The 17,787-nt window shown below is 60.8% G+C and carries 18 protein-coding genes; 5 read left to right on the forward strand and 13 right to left on the reverse strand.

Annotated features, from left to right (window positions below; translation table 11 throughout):
* Position 1 precedes the first annotated feature (1 nt).
* From AB4048_RS14550 to AB4048_RS14560, 3 genes are read right to left on the reverse strand one after another with little or no spacing between them, the layout of a single operon-like run.
* On the reverse strand, positions 2-778 hold the full coding sequence (locus tag AB4048_RS14550; RefSeq protein WP_442202675.1) for an SDR family oxidoreductase: 777 nt from the start codon (positions 776-778) through the stop codon (positions 2-4).
* A 27-nt stretch (positions 779-805) separates the two neighbouring features.
* Positions 806-1,669, reverse strand: coding sequence for a MurR/RpiR family transcriptional regulator (locus AB4048_RS14555; protein WP_442202676.1), 864 nt, complete (start codon positions 1,667-1,669; stop codon positions 806-808).
* A gap of 59 nt (positions 1,670-1,728) precedes the next feature.
* Positions 1,729-2,118, reverse strand: coding sequence for a RidA family protein (locus tag AB4048_RS14560; protein ID WP_442202677.1), 390 nt, complete (start codon positions 2,116-2,118; stop codon positions 1,729-1,731).
* A 110-nt stretch (positions 2,119-2,228) separates the two neighbouring features.
* On the opposite strand from AB4048_RS14560, the gene AB4048_RS14565 reads away from it, so the two are divergent.
* Genes AB4048_RS14565 through AB4048_RS14575 form a run of 3 tightly spaced genes read left to right on the forward strand, consistent with a single transcriptional unit; the run spans position 2,229 to position 5,319 of the window.
* Positions 2,229-2,714 carry a hypothetical protein gene (locus tag AB4048_RS14565; protein WP_442202678.1) on the forward strand — a complete coding sequence of 162 codons (486 nt, stop codon included), beginning with the start codon at positions 2,229-2,231 and terminating at the stop codon, positions 2,712-2,714.
* A 23-nt stretch (positions 2,715-2,737) separates the two neighbouring features.
* Positions 2,738-4,210, forward strand: a complete 1,473-nt coding sequence (locus AB4048_RS14570; RefSeq protein WP_442202679.1) for a M81 family metallopeptidase — start codon at positions 2,738-2,740, stop codon at positions 4,208-4,210.
* 5 nt (positions 4,211-4,215) lie between these two features.
* Positions 4,216-5,319, forward strand: a complete 1,104-nt coding sequence (locus tag AB4048_RS14575) for a D-TA family PLP-dependent enzyme (protein WP_442202680.1) — start codon at positions 4,216-4,218, stop codon at positions 5,317-5,319.
* Between the two features lie 37 nt (positions 5,320-5,356).
* Here the strand turns inward: AB4048_RS14575 and AB4048_RS14580 are convergent, their stop codons facing one another.
* From AB4048_RS14580 to AB4048_RS14605, 6 genes are all read right to left on the reverse strand, one after another.
* A complete protein-coding gene (locus AB4048_RS14580) occupies positions 5,357-6,493 on the reverse strand; it encodes an ABC transporter ATP-binding protein (protein WP_442202681.1) in 1,137 nt (378 codons plus the stop codon).
* Positions 6,494-6,614: 121 nt separating this feature from the next.
* Positions 6,615-7,847 (reverse strand): ABC transporter substrate-binding protein, encoded by a 1,233-nt coding sequence (locus tag AB4048_RS14585; protein ID WP_442202682.1) that lies wholly within the window; start codon positions 7,845-7,847, stop codon positions 6,615-6,617.
* 28 nt (positions 7,848-7,875) lie between these two features.
* Entirely contained in the window at positions 7,876-8,733 is an 858-nt protein-coding gene (locus AB4048_RS14590; RefSeq protein WP_442202683.1) for a carbohydrate ABC transporter permease, read from the reverse strand.
* Positions 8,730-9,614 carry a carbohydrate ABC transporter permease gene (locus tag AB4048_RS14595; protein WP_442202684.1) on the reverse strand — a complete coding sequence of 295 codons (885 nt, stop codon included), beginning with the start codon at positions 9,612-9,614 and terminating at the stop codon, positions 8,730-8,732. The genes AB4048_RS14590 and AB4048_RS14595 overlap by 4 nt, the downstream gene beginning before the upstream one ends.
* Before the next feature lie 14 nt (positions 9,615-9,628).
* On the reverse strand, positions 9,629-10,786 hold the full coding sequence (locus tag AB4048_RS14600; RefSeq protein ID WP_442202685.1) for a Gfo/Idh/MocA family protein: 1,158 nt from the start codon (positions 10,784-10,786) through the stop codon (positions 9,629-9,631).
* 151 nt (positions 10,787-10,937) lie between these two features.
* Positions 10,938-11,699 carry a GntR family transcriptional regulator gene (locus tag AB4048_RS14605; RefSeq protein WP_442202686.1) on the reverse strand — a complete coding sequence of 254 codons (762 nt, stop codon included), beginning with the start codon at positions 11,697-11,699 and terminating at the stop codon, positions 10,938-10,940.
* 225 nt (positions 11,700-11,924) lie between these two features.
* Between AB4048_RS14605 and AB4048_RS14610 the strand changes: the two genes are divergently transcribed.
* Both AB4048_RS14610 and AB4048_RS14615 read left to right on the forward strand, forming a co-directional pair.
* Positions 11,925-12,938, forward strand: coding sequence for an SIS domain-containing protein (locus AB4048_RS14610; RefSeq protein ID WP_442202687.1), 1,014 nt, complete (start codon positions 11,925-11,927; stop codon positions 12,936-12,938).
* Between the two features lie 78 nt (positions 12,939-13,016).
* Entirely contained in the window at positions 13,017-13,829 is an 813-nt protein-coding gene (locus AB4048_RS14615) for a PfkB family carbohydrate kinase (protein WP_442202688.1), read from the forward strand.
* A gap of 63 nt (positions 13,830-13,892) precedes the next feature.
* On the opposite strand, the gene AB4048_RS14620 is transcribed toward AB4048_RS14615, so the two are convergent.
* The 4 genes from AB4048_RS14620 to AB4048_RS14635 are packed head-to-tail and all read right to left on the reverse strand — an operon-like array spanning position 13,893 to position 17,782.
* Positions 13,893-14,648, reverse strand: a complete 756-nt coding sequence (locus AB4048_RS14620) for an amino acid ABC transporter ATP-binding protein (protein WP_442202689.1) — start codon at positions 14,646-14,648, stop codon at positions 13,893-13,895.
* 18 nt (positions 14,649-14,666) lie between these two features.
* On the reverse strand, positions 14,667-15,551 hold the full coding sequence (locus tag AB4048_RS14625) for a DMT family transporter (protein WP_442202690.1): 885 nt from the start codon (positions 15,549-15,551) through the stop codon (positions 14,667-14,669).
* The gene (locus tag AB4048_RS14630) at positions 15,541-16,512 is read right to left on the reverse strand and encodes an amino acid ABC transporter permease (RefSeq protein WP_442202691.1); all 972 of its coding nucleotides are present in this window, start codon (positions 16,510-16,512) and stop codon (positions 15,541-15,543) included. The genes AB4048_RS14625 and AB4048_RS14630 overlap by 11 nt, the downstream gene beginning before the upstream one ends.
* A gap of 22 nt (positions 16,513-16,534) precedes the next feature.
* Positions 16,535-17,782: an NAD(P)/FAD-dependent oxidoreductase gene (locus tag AB4048_RS14635; RefSeq protein WP_442202765.1), complete on the reverse strand. Its 1,248-nt coding sequence runs from the start codon at positions 17,780-17,782 to the stop codon at positions 16,535-16,537.
* Between the last annotated feature and the right edge of the window lie 5 nt (positions 17,783-17,787).

The following is a 17,787-nucleotide window of genomic DNA, read 5'->3' on the forward strand; positions in this document are numbered from 1 at the left end:
TTCAGTAGTGAGGCGATTGGGAAAAGGTGCGGGCGAGTTCCGCTTGGCCCGCCGTCAGGCCGCAATCGACCGGCAGGCAGATGCCGGTGATCGCCGCGGCAAGCGGGCTTGAGAGAAACTGTACCGCATTGGCGACATCATCAGGATCGACGACCCGTTGCAGCGGATACCAGCGGCGCGCCTCTTCGAAGACGTTGGGATTTGCAGCCGCGCGTGCCTCCCAGGCTTGCGTGCGCACCGTGCCGGGGGCAACCGCATTGGATCGGATGCCGTACTTGCCATACTCGACAGCGACCAGCTTGGTAAGATGCAACAGCCCGGCTTTGGCGGCGCTGTAGGCGGGGTGGCCGAAGACGTTCATCGCGTTGACCGAGGCGATGTTGACGACCGAGCCCTTCGTTGTCTTCAGCATGTCCTCGACGGCGCGGAAGCAGAGGAAGGCCGCTTCCAGATTGAGCGCGTTGTCCTTGCGCCAGATCTCCGGCGTGGTGTCGTGGAGGCTGACGGCAAGTGCTGCACCTGCATTGTTGACGAGCGTGCGCACCGCGCCGCGCGCCGCGGCGGTTTCGGCCATTGCCGCCACGCTCTGCTCGTTCGTCACGTCGCAGGCAAAGGTGACGAAACGGTCGCCCGGACCGAGATCGCGAGCGGCCCTTTCGGCGCCGGCGCCATCGATGTCGGCGAGCAGAATGACGTCGTGGTCACCGCCAAGCCTTCGGGCGATGGCCCGGCCGATGTCGCCGGCCGCGCCGGTGACGATCGCGATGGATGGAGTCATGCGCATTCCTCGTTGGCTGGCATCGGGTCAATCCCCGAGAAGTTGGCGATCGTCGCCGTCGCGATGGGCGACAAGCTGTTGCTTGATGCGGCGGAGCGTGACGGTTGCCTGCGGCTGGATCCGATAGGCGACGAGGCTCGCTATGATGTCGACCAGCGCCAGGTAGGCAATGCGGGTCGAGGTCGGGCGATAGATGTTGCTGCCCTCCTGCAGGTCGACCGGAATGGTGATATCGGCCGCCCTCGCGACCGGGCTGTCGCCCTGCGTCAACGCGATGGTCGGCACCTTTGCTTCGCGCGCAAGCGAAAAGGCGCGCACGAGTTCGGTGTTGCGGCCGGAGAAAGAGGAGCCGATCAGCACGTCGGAAGGTTTTGCCGCCGCCGCCATCATCAGCTGCATGCCGTGGTCGGAGCTCGCCGTCACCCTCAGGCCGAGGCGGAAGAGCCGGTTCTGCAGTTCGTTGGCGATCATCGAGGAATTTCCGCCCGAGCCGAAGGCATAGATCATCTCGGCATTCGCAAGCTGCTGCGCCGCCTTGCCGATGATATCGACATCGAGCGAGCGGTGCAGGAGGAAAAGAGCGTTTTGCGCCTTGGCGATGATGTCCTGGGCGACCTCGGTCGGCTCGCTGCTTTTCGGCTCTGGTTTCAGATAGCGGACGCCGACATAGGCGGTGCGCGCCAGCTGGACCTTGAAGTCGGAAAAGCTTTCGCAGCCGAGGCGCCGGCAAAAGCGGGTGACGGTCGGCGGCGAAACGTCGGCGCGGCCGGCGAGTTCGATGATCGAAGCGTTGACGGCGAACTCGAAATCATTGAGCACGATCTCGGCAATGCGTCTTTCCGATTGCGAAAGTCGCCCGGTCTCCTGCTGCAGGCTCGAAAAAACGTCCATCGCCCCTCCTTCGGCTTAAGCCGGACAGTCATCGCTGTCCCGGCGTCGTGACGGCTGCGTCAGACGTCTTTCGGTTTGTAGGCGATGCAGTCGATCTCAACCTTGCAATCCACCATCATCGAGGACTGGACGCAGGCGCGGGCCGGCGGATGCTCGCCGAAATACTCTTCATAGATCTTGTTGAAGGTCCAGAAGTCACGGGGGTCGTCGAGCCAAACGCCGACGCGCACCACGTGCTCGACGCCGTAGTTCGCCTCCTTCAGGATAGCGACAAGATTGTCGATCGCCTTGTGGGTCTGCGCAACGATATTGCCATCGATGATTTCGCCGTTTTCCATGGCGACCTGGCCGGATACATGGAGCCAGCCGTCGGCCTCGACGGCACGCGCGAAAGGCAACCGCTTGCCCCCCGCACCGGTTTGCGCCGTACCGTAACGCTTGATAGGCATCGTCGATCCTTGCAAATTATTTTCTTGGCAAGTTGACAAATGACCATAGAAAGCGGAATTTGACCAGCGAAAAACGACTATTATGAAAAGAATTTCAATAGGCGGGGAAGATGCGCGATCCTTTCAAGAATCCGTTCAAGGTGTCGGAAGCGGCGCGCCACGCCATCTGGGAGATGCTGGTCCCGCGCGATATCGATGCATTTCTTGCCGCCGACTGGTCGCTGGTGGCGGGTGATTTTGTCGAGGATGGCTTTCTCGGGATCGATGCCCGGCGTGACGTAAGCCCGGACAAATGGCGGCTCGCCTTCCCGACCCTTGGCGCCTATCGCGACGAGTGGCTGCGCCAGGCGCGAGAATTCGCAAAGCTGTCCTTTGCCGAGGACCCACGCACCGCGATTTTCACCACGACGACGCTTGAGGATATCGAGATCGAAGGCGAGATGGCGCTGGTGCGCAAGAAGTTCGACGGCTCGCTGAAAAAGGCCGACGGAAGTACCGACGTGATGCGCTGGCAGACGCTCTATTATTGCCGGCTCCATGAAGGGTGGTGGAAGATTTGCGGCTTCACCGGCTATCTGCCGAATCCGATGGGCTAAGCGGGCGCTAAAAAGGAACGGCATTGCGAATTTTCACGGCGGCGCTCGCGACAGAGACGAACACCTTCTCACCGATCTGCATAGACCGGCGCGCCTTCGAGGCTTCGCTCTACGCGCCGCCTGGCGAACATCCCGCCACGCCAACGCTCTGCACCGCCCCCATCACGGTCGGTCGCGGGATTGCCGTGGAAAAGGGCTGGGAACTGATCGAAGGGACGGCGACCTGGGCGGATCCGGCCGGGCTCGTAAACCGCATCACCTATGAAACCTTGCGCGACGAGGTCCTCGGCCAGCTTAAGGCGGCACTGCCGGTCGACGCCGTCGTGCTTGGCCTGCATGGCGCAATGGTAGCGGACGGCTATGAGGATACCGAGGGCGATCTGCTGTCGCGGGTGCGCGAGATCGTCGGACCGAACGTACTCGTTGCCGCCGAGCTTGATCCGCACAGCCATCTGACCGCAAAGCGCCTCGCGGCTGCCGACGTCTTCGTCTATTTCAAGGAATTCCCGCACACCGATTTCGTCGATCGCGCCGAGGATCTGTGGCGCATCGTCGTCGATACGCTCGAAGGCAGGGTCAAGCCGGTGATGTCCGTCTTCGACTGCCGAATGATCGATGTCTATCCGACCTCGAAGGACCCGATGCGCTCCTTCGTCGACAAGCTTATGCGCATGGAGGCGGAAGACGCCGATATCCTCTCTCTGTCGGTGGTCCACGGCTTCATGGCGGGAGACGTGCCGGAAATGGGCACGAAGATGCTGGTGGTGACCAACGACCGCAAGGAGAAGGGCGACGTGCTCGCCCGCGAGCTCGGCCTCGAGCTCTTTTCCAAACGCGGCACCTTCATCATGCCGCAGATTGACGAAAAGCAGGCCGTCTCGGAAGCGCTGGCCGCCGCCTCATGGCCGGTGGTGATCGCCGATCTCTGGGACAACCCCGGTGGCGGGACCGCCGGCGACGCGACGGTCATTCTCGAGGAGCTTTTGGCAAACGGCGCGACGGAGACGGCGATCGGCACGATCTGGGACCCGATGGCGGTGCAGATCTGCATGGCCGCCGGCGAGGGGGCGAGAATCCCCCTGCGGTTCGGCGCGAAATCCGCGCCTGACACCGGCAATCCGGTCGACGGTATTGTGGAGGTCGTGCGGATCGTGCGTGATGCGGAGATGCGTTTCGGCGAGAGCCTGGCGCCGTTCGGCGATGCCGCACATATCCGGTTGGCCGGCATCGACATCATCCTCAATTCGACGCGCGCACAGAGTTTCGACCCGAGCCTCTTTTCGGTGATGGGGATCGACCCGACCTCGAAAAAGATCCTGGTGATCAAGTCGACCAATCATTTCTACGCCTCCTTCTCGAAGATCGCGTCGCAAATTCTCTATTGCTCGGCGGGCACGCCCTATCCTAACAATCCCGCCAAGACGTCGTATCGGCGGGCGCGGCGCGACATCTGGCCGATGGTCGAAAATCCGCACGGGAATGAAACGGGAGCATAAAGCGCATGAGCGAACATTCGTCCTTTGCGGTCGTGGCGAAGCCCGGCGACCGCGTGGTCGATCTATCCACGCCGCGGCCGCTGATCGACGAGGACGTGATGGCGGCCAACATCGCGCGTGGGCAGGCCTATTGCGACGAGCATGGCCTTGCGTTCCGCCCTCACATCAAGACCCACAAGATCGTGGCGCTCGCCAGCGCGCAGGTCGCTGCCGGCGCCAAGGGTATCAACTGCCAGAAGATCACCGAGGCGGAAGTTTTCGCCGCTGCCGGGTTCGAAGACATCCTGATCACCTTCAACATTCTGGGCGCGGAGAAGCTGGACCGGCTCGCCGCGCTCCACGAGCGCATTTCGATGCTGAAGGTCGTTGCCGACAGTGTCGCTACTGTCGACGGCCTGTCGGTGCGCTTTGCCTTGGCAAAGCCGCTTACGGTGCTTGTCGAATGCGATACGGGCGGCGGCCGCTGCGGCGTGCAGAGCCCCGAGGAGGCGGCAGCGCTGGCGAGGCACATCGCCGCCAAGCAGGGCCTCGTTTTCGGTGGCCTGATGACCTATCCGAAGTCGTGGAGTGCTGCGGCTGTGCAAGCCTATTTTGCGGAGACCATCGCTCTTCTCGAAAAGGATGGGATTAGCTGTGCGACTGTCAGCAACGGCGGTACGCCGAGCCTTTACGAAGCGCATCTCGTGTTATCGGCGACCGAGCACCGCGCCGGAACCTACATTTACAACGACCGCTCGATGATGCGTGACGGGCATTGCACGCAGGCCGATTGCGCCATGCACATATTGGCGACCGTGGTCTCCCTCCCGACGCCCGATCGCGCCGTCGTAGACGCCGGCTCGAAAGCGTTGACGGCCGATCTGCTCGGCTTTTCGGACTACGGCAAGATCGTCGAATACCCGGACGCGGTGATCACCAAGCTTTCCGAGGAGCACGGCGCCGTCGATCTGTCGAACTGTGTGGGCGCCCGCCCCGAGATCGGCGAAAAGATCCGCATCATCCCGAACCACACCTGCGTCGTGTCCAACCTGTTCGACACCATGGTCTTTCATCGAAACGGCGTCGTGACGCGCGTCGAAGAGGTATCGGCGCGCGGGCTCGTTTGGTAGAAGCCGGCATTTAATCCGTCCGCGAAACACGCAGCCGTTAGACCGCGGTTTTGGGCTTTAAGGCATTCACCTCGATTTCGGTCAGTTCCACGCGCCGTTCGAAGGCAACGCCATCCGCATCGAACAGATGGCAGTCTGCCGCGCGAATGCCAGCGGCGAGCGGCTTGTCGGTCCGGACGAGAGCGCTGCCGGGCAACGTGGCGCAGAAGTTCTCGCCTTCGCCATCTAGCGACGCATAGGCGACAGTCTGGGCGCCGAGCCGTTCGATCACCGTGGGCGTGACGGAAATAACGATATCACCGCCATCGACCTGCAGATGCTCAGGCCGGATCCCGAGCGTTAGCGGCTGCCCGGCCGTGACGCGATGCGGGGCGACGGGCAGCAACAAAGACTTCCCCTTGTAATCGACCTCGACGCCGCCGTCGCTCGCGCCTTTGCAGGTGACAGGCAGAAAATTCATCTTCGGATTGCCGATGAAGCCAGCCACGAACATGTTTGCCGGCTTGTGATAGAGCTCGAGCGGCGTGCCGGTCTGGGAAATGCTGCCGACATCGAGAACGACGATGCGGTCGGCCATCGTCATGGCCTCGACCTGGTCGTGGGTAACATAGATCATCGTCGCCTTCAGCTGGCGGTGCAGCTTGGCGAGTTCGATGCGCATGTCGGCGCGAAGTGCTGCGTCGAGGTTCGAAAGCGGCTCGTCGAAAAGAAAGATCCTTGGCTCGCGCACGATGGCGCGGCCGATCGCGACGCGCTGCCGCTGTCCGCCGGAGAGCATGCCGGGTTTCTGCTGCAGCCGCTGATCGAGATGCAGTATGCGGGCAGCGTTTTCGACCTTGGCCTTGAGCTTGTCTTCAGCCAGTCCCTCCACCCGCAGCGGAAAGGCGATGTTTTCGAACACCGTCATATGCGGATAAAGCGCATAGGACTGGAAGACCATGGCAATGCCGCGCTTGACGGGCGGCAGGTCGTTCACCCGCTTGCCATCGATGACGATGTCGCCGCTCGTCGTCTCGTCAAGGCCGGCAATCATGCGAAGAAGGGTCGACTTGCCGCAGCCGGAGGGGCCCACGAAAACCACGAACTCGCCTTCGCGCACATCAAGGATCACGCCCTTGATGACCTCGAAGGTGCCATAGGATTTCCGAACCTCGGAAAGGGTCAACTGTCCCAAAACATCGTCTCCCAACTGGACGCGGCGGCCCCGGCCTGATCTTAAGAACGCACCAGTGTAGCGGCTGTCATACCGGTGCGAAGACCGGCCGCCGAATAATACGGCGGCCGGTGCTTCCAGCTTACTTGTACTGCTCGAGGTCGGCAGCAGCCTTTTTGAGGGCGGCTTCAGCCTCGGCCTTGCCGGTAACGACCGATTGGATCATGTCGATCATCACGTTCTGGAAGCCCTTGTAGTCCTTGAACAGCGGTTCTGGCCCACCATAATTGATACCGTCGATCAGCGGCTTCCACGAAGGGTCGTTCTTCACGAACTCGTCGACCTTCGCCGAAGGACGCAGCGGGGTCAGGCCGGCGCCGCCCTGTAGTTCGTATTCCGGCTGGATCTCCGGCGAGGTGATGTACCTGGCGAACTCGGTCGCCTTGTCTTCGACGCCGGTTCCCTTGAAGATCACAAGGCTGTCGGTGATGAGCAGGGTGCCTTGGCCCTTGGCGGAAGGACCGAGCGGCAGCGGCGCGATGCCCCAGTTGATCTTGGTCTTCTTAAGGCGATCGGCAGCACCGGAGCCGGCCTGGATCATCGCAACCTTGCCGTCGAGGAAGATCGCGCGAACCTCGTTCTGCTCATAGGCAGTCGGGCCTTCTTCGGCGAAGGCGGCGATATCCTTGTAGGCCTTCAGCGCTGCCAGCACCTCGGGGCTGTCGAGCGTGATCTTGCCGTCGGCATCGATGACCTTGCCGTTATTCGTGTAAACCCAGTGCATGAACTGATGCATGGTGTTGTCGAAGGTCTTGGCCGACAAGCCGAAGCCTGGAACGCCGGTCTTTTCCTTGATGATCTTGGCGTCGGCGATCTCTTCTTCCCAGGTCTGCGGCGGCTTTTCAGGGTCAAGGCCAGCCTGCTTGAAGAGGTCCTTGTTCCAATAGAGCGCCTTGGTCGAAAACGCGATCGGTACGCCCCACTGCGTCCCACCCGAGGTGACGGTGTCCACGATATTGGGGTAGTAGGCCTTCTTCTCGTCGTCGTTCATCGGGACCGGCACGATCAGATCGTTCTCGGCGAATTCTTTCAGCGTACGCGAACCGACATAGGCCATGCTGACGGGCGTGCCGGCGGCGGCGAGCGTCGTCGCCTTATCCTGGCACTGCGCCCAGGGAACGAGTTCCGGCGAGACCTTCCAGCCGGCGTTCTTTTCTTCCCAGACCTTGATATATTTCTGATGGATCGGGTCGATCGAGTCGCCGCAGTAGATCCAGCTGATTTCCTTGTCGGCGGCGTGGGCCGTGATGGCGGTCAGCCCCGTAGAGCTGAGCAGGGCGAGTGCGACAAGCCCGGTTTTGATCGTGATGCTCACTGAAGTACTCCCGTTCCTCTGGTGGTTGTTATTGTTTCACCGCGCCAGCAGTCAGCCCGCTGACGAGATAGCGTTGCAGGAAGAAGATCACGACCATTGCCGGCGCAATGCCGACGAAGCTTGCGGCCATGAGCTCGTTCCAGACGACCTCCTGCCGTCCGAAATAGGCAAAGAGCCCAACCGGGAGCGGCATGTATTCGGTCTTTGAGTTGAAGGTGAGCGCGAAGATGAATTGTTGCGAATAGGCGCCGATGAAGGTGGTGATCGCAACGACGATGATGCCGGGCATGGCGATCGGGAGGATCACGCGCCGGAGGGTATAGAAGTGGCTGGCGCCGTCGACGAATGCGGCTTCGTCCAATTCTTTCGGGATGCGCATCATATAGGTGCGCAGCAGCCAGATCGCCGAAGGAATGAGAAAGGCGACGCCCGGGATGATCATCGCCATATAGGTATTGAGCACGCCCATCGTGCGCATCAGGCGGAAGAGCGGAATGAGAAGGACGGCACCCGAGAACATGTTCACCGCAAGGAAGGCGCCAAGCAGCAGGCCCGCGCCCCTGAACTCGAATCTCGCGAAGGCATAGGAAGCCGGCACCACCAGAACGACGACGATTGCGGTGATGACCGTCGAGATGAAGAACGAGTTGAAGATGTACCAGCCGAAGCCGGGCACGCTTTCCCACATCGTGCGATAGGCAGCGAAGGACCAGTTTTCGGGAATAAAGCGATAGGGCGAGGAAAACAGCTGGCTGAGCGGCTTCAAGGACACCAGGAAGCCTTCGACGAACGGAGACAGCACGAAGCTCAAAAAGACGAAGATGCCAAGATAGATACCGATAATCTCATACCACTTGTAGCGGTTGATCATCATCTGCTTGCTCATCGCTTGTCTCCTGCGGCAAGGCGGCTGGTGATCCGGAAATAGCAGAGTGAGAAGATCGACAGGAAAATGCAGATCAGCACGGCTCGCGCCGCACCCTCACCGTATTTCTTTGAAGCTATGGCGACCTGGTAAGTATCGATGATCATCGTGGTCGTCTGGCCGTTGGGACCGCCCTGGGTGAGAATCCAGATGATGTCGAAGGAGTTGAACGTCGCGATCAGCGACAGCATCGATATGGTGATGACGGCGGGCACGATCAGCGGCAGGGTGATGCGGCGGAACCGGTAAAGACGGCCGGCCCCGTCCGTCCAGGCAGCCTCATAGAGATCCTGCGGGATCGCCTGCATGGCGGCGAGCAGGTAGAGCGTCACGAGCGGCACGCCGATCCAGACGTCGGTGAATATAGTCGCCCAGAATGCCGTGCCACCATAGGCAAGGAAGGCGACCGGGCCGCTCACCAAACCGAAATTCTGCAAGACGCCGGAGATCATGCCGAACTGGCCGTTGTACATCCACCCCCACATGAAGATGCCGATTGCCATCGGCACGATCCATGGCGGCATGGTGAAAAGGCGGAAAAGAGCGCGACCGGGAACTGCGGCATTCAGCATGGTGGCGCCGAACGTGCCGATGATCATCTTGATGGACACCGAAAAGAAGGTCCACACGAAGGTCCGCACGATCACTTCGGCGAACCGCTCATTGAAGATCTTGCCGTAGTTTATCCAGCCGACCCAGTTCGTCGTCTTCTTCAGGGAGGCGTCGGTAAAGGAGAGAATGAAGGTGTCGACCAGCGGGTATGCGACGATCACGAGCACATAGAGAACGGCTGGAAGAAGCAGGATCCAGGCGAAGATGACAGTGCTGCGTTGAACACTCATCCTTGCCGCTCCCTTCAAGATGCCTTGGCGTACAAAGCTTGGTCGAATGCGTCCCAAACAGGCCGGAGATCGACAACACTTCGCTTCATGCGCGCCTCGTCCATGGAAAGCGCAAGGATGCCGGCTTCCAGCGCGTCTACGGTCGATACCGGCAGTGTCTCCCCCGTTCGCACATGCGCGATAAGATCGGCGGCCATTTGCTCGTCGGCGCCGTAATGCTGGGAAAGGGCGGTCGCCGCGTACTTGTTTTCGATCACCTTCTTGCCGGTCAGCACCTCATGGACATCGAGATAGCCGCGGATGAAATCACCCTCTGCCATGCCGCGCGACCCCATGACGCAGAAGCGCCGGAACTGATCGGGCACGTTGAGATTGGTGTGGAAATTCATGCCGACGCCGTTGGCATATTCGACGATGGCCACCTGATAGTCKATTATGTCGCCGTCGCTGTCGAAAACCTTGTCCGACCCCATCCAGCCGCTCGGCTTGCGGTGGAAGAGTTCCAGGTCGTTGATGCCTTCGCGTGCGGGATCGTTAGCCGGAATGAAGGTCTTGCGTCCGCCGAAGCTTGCCACGCGCTCCGGACGGGCGCCGACGAGGCCGTTGTAGAGATCGAGGTCGTGGCAGCATTTCTCCAACATGAAACTGCCTGAATAGCGCTCGTAGCGGCGCCAGTCGCGCATGAAGAAGGCGCCGTGATAGGGCTCGATGTGTTCGGACGCTTCGATCGAGACGACGTTGCCGAGCTTGCCGGATGCAACAGTAGCGCTCAGATCGCGGTAGAGCGGCGAATAGCGCAGCACCAGCCCGACCATCAGCCGTTCGTGGCCGAACTTCGCCATCAGGCGCGCAAGCTCGAGGCTTTGCTCGATGGTCGAGACGATGGGTTTTTCACAGAAAACCTTCAGGCCAGCCTCAAGGCCCAACCGGATGTGGTCGAGATGCATGTGGTTCGGCGAACCGATCATCAACAGGTCGAACTTTTCGTTGGCGATCAGCTCCTCGGGCGTGGCATAGGCCTTGCCGGCGGAGATGCCGTCTTTCTGCATTCCGGGAAGACCTGCGGGGGCCGGGTCGACGTAACCAACGACCTCGAAATTCTCGTCTATCGCCTTGAAAACATAGGCCAGATATCCGAGGCGGAATCCGAGCCCGATTATCCCGACTTTCATGCTGAACTGTTCCCGCTGCGTAATTTATTTTCGCAGGTTGGGGCATAATTTCAGGATCGTCAACAGGATTCGCCGGAAAAATTGAGAATGTGAAATTCATTTTCATGGATGGGGTGGCCATACCATGTAAGCAAAGGGTAATGAAACCCTACTATTTGCGTACGAGGCTGAAGGAAAAATGGCTGCCGCGATGGTAGTCGATCGCATAGATAACTGGCACGCCGGATACGTTGAAGCAAGTTTCGGTGATAAGGAGCGCGGGGCCGAAATCCCTCAGATCGTTCCGCTCGAGGACCTGCTCGGGAAGCATGACGGCGCTCACCGATGCGGAAGACATTCTGGGACGCTGTTTATGTTGGTCGAGCAGTGACAGCAGCGAGCCGCTCCAATCGATATCGTAGAGGCGTGTCGGGATAATGCTGCGCGGCACGTAGTCCACGCAATACATGATTGGCTCGTCGTTTTCGAGCCGGAGCCGTTCAATGCGGATGACGCGATCCGATTCCGCAAGCTGCAGGTGCTTGGCGGTGGCCGCGTCCGGCGCCTCTTCCGAGATTGAAAGCACCTTGTTGACGGTCTTGTAGCCGTAGGCGCGCGTCATGTCGGTGACGCTTTCGAACACCGTGATCGGGCGGTCGACCTGGACGGCGGAGATTGCGGACACGAAACGCCCGCGCCCATGCTCCACATAGATGGCGCTCTCCTGCTCAAGGAGTTTCAGCGCCTCGCGGAGCGCCGGCCGAGAGACGTTGAAGCGCTCCGTCAGCTGGGCTTCCGTCGGGAGCTTTTCGCCGGGCTTCAGGCCCTCACTCTGGATGAGGTCGGCGATGCGGTCGCGGAGCTGGATGACTATCGTGCGCGTGTCGCGAATAGAGTCGTCCAAGTCGCCTGTCTCTCTCGATCGTGTTGTCATCACTTCTGTCTTGTCTGACAAATTTTGTCCGGTCAAGAGTCGGCCAGCAGCACTTGCCAGTTTCCTACCGCAACTATGTTCTAATGGACGCGGGCCTCCAATTTCACCCACGCAAGATCACTTGACAGCAGCCACGTGAGATGTCAGTTGTCTTACAACATTGCTTTGAGGGCAATTCGAATTCAGAATAGACGTCCGCGTGGCGTCGCCAACCGAGAGAGTTCCATGCTGAATTTTGATGAGCAACGATTCCTGCGTATCCAGTCCGGCGCCTTGGCGCTGGCCAAGCGTCTCGACGAAGTGATCGGCACCTGCCTTAAGGCAGGCGCGGAAAACATCTTCTTCCTGGGTACGGGCGGCGCGGGGATCCTCATGCAGCCGGCGACACAGCTGTTGCAGCGCAAGTCGCGCTTTCCGGCTTTCCTCGATCTGACGGCCGAACTCGTCATTTCCGGCTCGGCCAATCTCACGGCGAAATCGATCGTGGTCATGCCGTCGCTGTCGGGCACCACGAAGGAAAGCGTCGCGCTGCTCGCAAAGCTGACGGAGATCGGGGCGACGGTCCTGACGCTTGTCGGTCACGAGGAAACGCCGCTCGGCAAGGGCGGCGACCATGTCTTCGTCAATTTCGCCGAGGACGATACGTCCTGTGAGTCCTTCTATCTGCAATCGCTCCTCATCGCGCTTTCGATCATGAAGCATCGGGGCGAGATCGCGAACTATGATCAACTCGCGGCGGAACTTTCGAAACTGCCGGCGCTGCTTCTCGACGTGAAGCGGAATTTCGAAGGCAAAGCCGAAACCTATGCGAAGGCATTCGCCGGCTCCGGCTATCACATCATCACCGGCGCCGGAAACGTCTGGCCCGAAGCCTTCTACTACGGCATGTGCATTCTGGAAGAGATGCAGTGGATCCGCACCCGTCCGGTGCATGCGTCCGACTTCTTCCATGGCACGCTGGAGCTTGTCGAAAAGGATGTCAGCGTCATCCTCTTCAAGGGAGAGGACGATTGCCGTCCGCTCGCCGAACGCGTTCAGAATTTCGTCCCGAACTACACGAGCAAGCTGACGGTGTTGGATACGGCGGAATTCGAACTTCCCGGCATCTCCGCCGAGGTGCGCGCGCTTATCTCGCCGGTACTGCTCGCAACGGTCCTCGAGCGCATCAGCGCCCACCTCGAGGTCATGCGCAATCATCCCCTGACGACGCGCCGCTACTACAAGCGCGTAGCCTATTGATCTGCTAGACAGAGGTAGAAGCCGCGACGCTGAAGCGTTCGCGGCTTTGCCTTGCGCAAACAAGAGATCGAGGATCGAATGACGCATTTCCGCTTTGCGGCTGTCGGCGACAATTGCATTGATCGGTTTCAGCCGCCGGTAAGCCAGTCGCTTGTCGGCGGCAATGCCGTCAATGTGGCGGTTCAGCTCGCGCGGCTTGGCCATACGGCCTTCTATTTCGGAGCGGTTGGCGAAGATTTTGATGGAGCCCGGACCAAGAGGGCCTTGGAAGACAACGGTGTCGAAACCGACCATTTGGAGGCGCGTCCGGGCATCACAGCCTATACCGACATCGAAAAGACACCCTCAGGCGACCGGATCATGGCCTACGAGGATTTTGGCGTCTGCGCCGGCTATGGGCCGAGCGAGGCGGATATTGCCGTCCTTAAGACCATGGATCACGTGCACCTGGGCTGGCTCGATGACGGTGGCGCTTTGCGCCGAAGGCTTGTCACCGAGGGCGTCAGCGTTTCCCAGGATATTTCCGTAAATGCGAGCCCGGAGAACCTCGGCCTAGCAGGGCTATCCGTCGCCTTCGCCTCTGCCGGTGAGCGCGGTTCGGTTGCGGAAGCGATGCTCGGCGACATCCTTGAGGGTGGAGCGGGCTGCGCCGTGGTCACATGCGGCGAGGAGGGGTCCCTTGCTCGTCGCGGAGAGGAAAGGGCGGAAGCAGCGGTCGTACCCGTCGCGGTCGTGGACACGACCGGCGCCGGCGATAGCTTCATTGCCGGTTTTCTCGTGGCCTACATTGCAGGCGTGCCGCTTGCGGACTGCCTGGAGGCGGGTCGCGATTGTGCCGCGATCACCTGCACGCATGTCGGCGGCTTTCCGCAGCAGCCGCTGCCGCTTTAGAAACGACTTGAATCCAGCTTGGGAGAGGCGGCAGATCTTGCGATCTGTCGCCTTTTTTCACGTTCAGTGCAGGATCTGGCTCAGGAACAGCTTGCTGCGTTCGTTCTGCGGATTGTCGAAGAATTCCGAGGGCGGAGCCTCCTCGACGATCGCACCGCGATCCATGAAGATGACGCGATCGGCGACCTGACGGGCAAACCCCATCTCATGCGTGACGCAGATCATCGTCATGCCGGTGTCGGCGAGCGACACCATGGTCTCAAGAACTTCCTTGACCATCTCCGGATCGAGCGCGGACGTCGGCTCATCGAAGAGCATGACCTTCGGGCTCATGCAAAGAGCGCGGGCGATCGCGACGCGTTGCTGCTGACCGCCGGAAAGCTGACCGGGGAACTTGTTTGCCTGTTCCGGAATGCGCACGCGCTCAAGATAGTGCATGGCGATTTCGGTCGCCTTCTTCTTGTCCATTTTACGCACCCAGACCGGAGCCAGTATGCAGTTCTGCAGGATCGTCAGATGCGGGAAGAGATTGAAGTGCTGGAACACCATCCCGACCTCGCGGCGGATTTCACCGATGTTCTTTTCGTTCTCCGAGAGCTCTGTTCCCCCGACGACGATGCGGCCTTCCTGATGGACTTCCAGGCGATTGATACAGCGGATTAGCGTCGATTTACCCGACCCAGATGGGCCGCAAATAACGACGCGTTCACCCTTGCGAACCGACAGGTTGATATCGCTGAGAGCCTGGTAGCTTCCGTACCATTTGTTAACGCCGGAGAGCTCGATTTCCGGCTGTGTGGCGTGGGGGTGTAACGTCAAGTTCGTCTCCTCCTTGGATTACTTCAGCACGAGCCAGCCGGAGAGGATGATGATGATCCCTCCAGCGATCGTGTAGGTCTCGACTGGGGCGCCGAAAAGCATCGCGCCATAGAGGCAGCCCCAGACAATCTGGCTATATTGAAAGGGAGCGACCACGGATGCGTCGCCTATGCGGAATGCCCGCACCAAAAGCGCGTGGCCGGCGTAGAGCAGCGCCCCGGCAAGCGCCGCAAGCGCCAGTGCGTGGGGGGTCACTTGATCGAAGCCCCCGGTCGCCATCGCAACGCCGAAGGCGGAGAACGTCAGCACCAGGAGCAGCGTGGCGACGAGCGCCGTGTCGGATTCGTTTGATTTCGCCTTTCGCAAGAGGACGAGCGAGAGCGCAAACAGAAGAGCCGATCCGATCGCGGCGGCATGGCCGAAATTGAGCGCCACGGCCCCTGGCCTCAGCGCAACGGCAACGCCCGCAAATCCAAGCAAGACGCCCAGCCACCCGACCAGCGAAAGGCGTTCGCCCAGAAAGGCGAAGGCGAGAATGGCGACGAGGATAGGCGTCAGAAAGGCGAGCACATAGGCTTCGGCCAGCGGCAAGGCCGCGAAAGCGTAGTGGATCAGCAATGTATCGCCGGCCAGCAACAGTGCCCGCAGCAGTGCCAGCCTAGGCTGGCGCGGCACGAGCGCGCCGACATCGCGAGTGAAGAGGGCACGCCCGGCAACCAGGAAAAGCGCGCCCAGCGTGATCATGAAGGTCACCTGCGGAACCCGGAAGTCCGCGCTCAGAAGTTTGACGAGCGCGTCGGTGCCGGAGAAGACAGCGAAGGCTGCAATGACTATGCCGGCCGCACGCAGGTTGGAGCTGGCGCCGGCTTCGACGGCCGCCGCCGGCTGAACGCTATCGGACATTGAAGCGGCCAAAGCGGTCTTCGATGCGCGACTGCAGGAACTCAAGCCCGATGGACAGGATCCAGTAGATCATCGAGGCGGTGATGAGCATCTCGATGTGACGGAATTCCGTCTGACCCTGGGTACGGGCGAGATACATGATTTCCCAGACGCCGACGACCGAGACGAGCGAAGAATCCTTCAGCATCGCGATAAACTGGTTGCCGGTCGGCGGAATGATGACGCGCATCGCCTGCGGCAGGATGACGAGGAACATCGTCTGGTTCGGGCTCAGGCCCAGGGCGGTTGCGCCCTCCGACTGGCCGCGCGGGATGCTCTCGATGCCGGCGCGGAAGATTTCGGTCATATAGGCGCCGTAGCAGAGCGAGAGTGCCATAATGCCGGCAGGAACAGCGCCGATGACATAGCCGACCTGCGGCAGGCCGAGGTAGATGATGTAGATCTGCATGAGCAGCGGCAGTCCGCGGAAGAGCGACGTATAGAATGTGGCCAGACCGTAGATCACGCCGTTCTTCGAAAGCTTGGCGATGGCGCCGGCCAGCGCAATGGCGGTGGCGATGACGATCGAGATGGCAGAAATGTAAAGCGTCGTGGTGACGCCCTGCGTGATCAGGAAGCCGATCTTCTTGGCGATGAAGGTAAAGGAAAGGTCGAAGGTGTAGAAGAACAGCATCAACAAGGTGAAGAGTTCGATCCACACCCCAATGATTTGCTGACGCCGGGGAAGTAGCCGCAAAAGCTTGATGTTGACTGCGACGATGAGGGAAATCAGCACCGCCGATACGATGCGGCTGACCTCGGGCCTATCTGTAACCCAGCCGACCGTTACCGGGACCAGCTTGCCGATCCACGCCCCGCTGATACCGAGCGCGTAGAGTATGGCGGAAAATGTCGCCAGCATGAAAAGGATGCCCGTTCTCCTTGCGGCATCCGGATAGTTCAGGATCAGTCTTCCTAGCATTTTCGTCCCCCGGGCGTTCTCTTCAGGCGGCTCTTTCGCGCCACCAGTCTTGCGCCTGCAATTTCCAATAGGTGAGCTGTGCCGCGGCAAGTCCGGCAACGCCGCCGGCCCAGACGAGGCCGAAGGGCTGGAACAGCCGGTAGCGGTCGGATTGGCCGAGAATGCCTTCCGCAACGACCTTGCCGCCGATCGCGGTCGTGTTGAGGCCGTGGCCGCCGAAGGCGGTGCAATGCCAGACGCCGGGCATCATCTCGCCGATCTGTGGCATCAGATGGCGGGCATAGGACATCAGCCCGGACCAGGCAAGTTCGGTCTTCAGCTCGGCGAGCTGCGGATAGGTGCCGACCATTTCGCTGCGAAGTTCCCGCGCGAGGGTGGCTGGCGAAGCGGCGCGCGTCGTGATGCGACCGCCCCACAAAAGGCGTTTGCCGCCATCGACGACGCGGTAATAGTCGCCGGCACGCCGGTTGTCGCCGATCGCACATTGGGTCGCGATCGCCTTGGCGATGAGCTCCGGGTTTTCCTCTGATATCATCACATAGGTGGCGATCGGCAGGAACGAGCGCTTCAGCTTGCCGACGAGCGCGCCGGTGTAGCCACCGGTCGTGAAGACGACGCGGCGCGCCTTGACCTGGCCGCCGGCGGTCTTGACGAGCTTCTCCGCTCCCGAAAGCCGGCAGTCGGTGGCGGCGGAGTTTTCATAGATGCGCCCGCCCAGCCGCTCGATCTCGGCGGCGACCGCCCTTAGATAGTTGAGCGGATGCATGTGGAAGGATTTCTGGCTGCGGAGCGCCTGGTAGTATCGGCTGGATTTCAGAATGGCGCGAACCTGATCGCGCTCCATGAACTCAAGTTCGCTGCCGAAGTCGCGGTTCATCGTTTCCGCGTAGCGCTTGAGGCTGTCGCCGCCGTCATGGCGCAAAGCGCTGATGATACCGGCCTGCGGGCTGGCATCGGTGATGTTCAAGTCGCGGATCGTGTCGCGAACGAAGTCGACACCTTCGACGGAAAGCCGATGAATTTTCTTGGCGGTTTCAGCGCCAGTGAAGCGGGCGATCGACGAGCCATCGGTGGCAAAACCGGCGCTGACGAAACCGCCGTTGCGGCCCGACGCGCCGAAGCCTACGGACTCAGCCTCGAGAACCACGACCGACACGCCAGCACGCGCAAGCTGCAAAGCCGTCGTCAGGCCGGCAAGGCCGCCACCCACGATCACCGTGTCGCACTCCGCCGGGCCGTTCAGCGCAGGGCGGGCGGTGGTGTCTGTCATGGTGC

This window comes from Rhizobium sp. RAF56, assembly GCF_052113965.1.
In the GTDB taxonomy this organism is placed as follows: domain Bacteria; phylum Pseudomonadota; class Alphaproteobacteria; order Rhizobiales; family Rhizobiaceae; genus Rhizobium.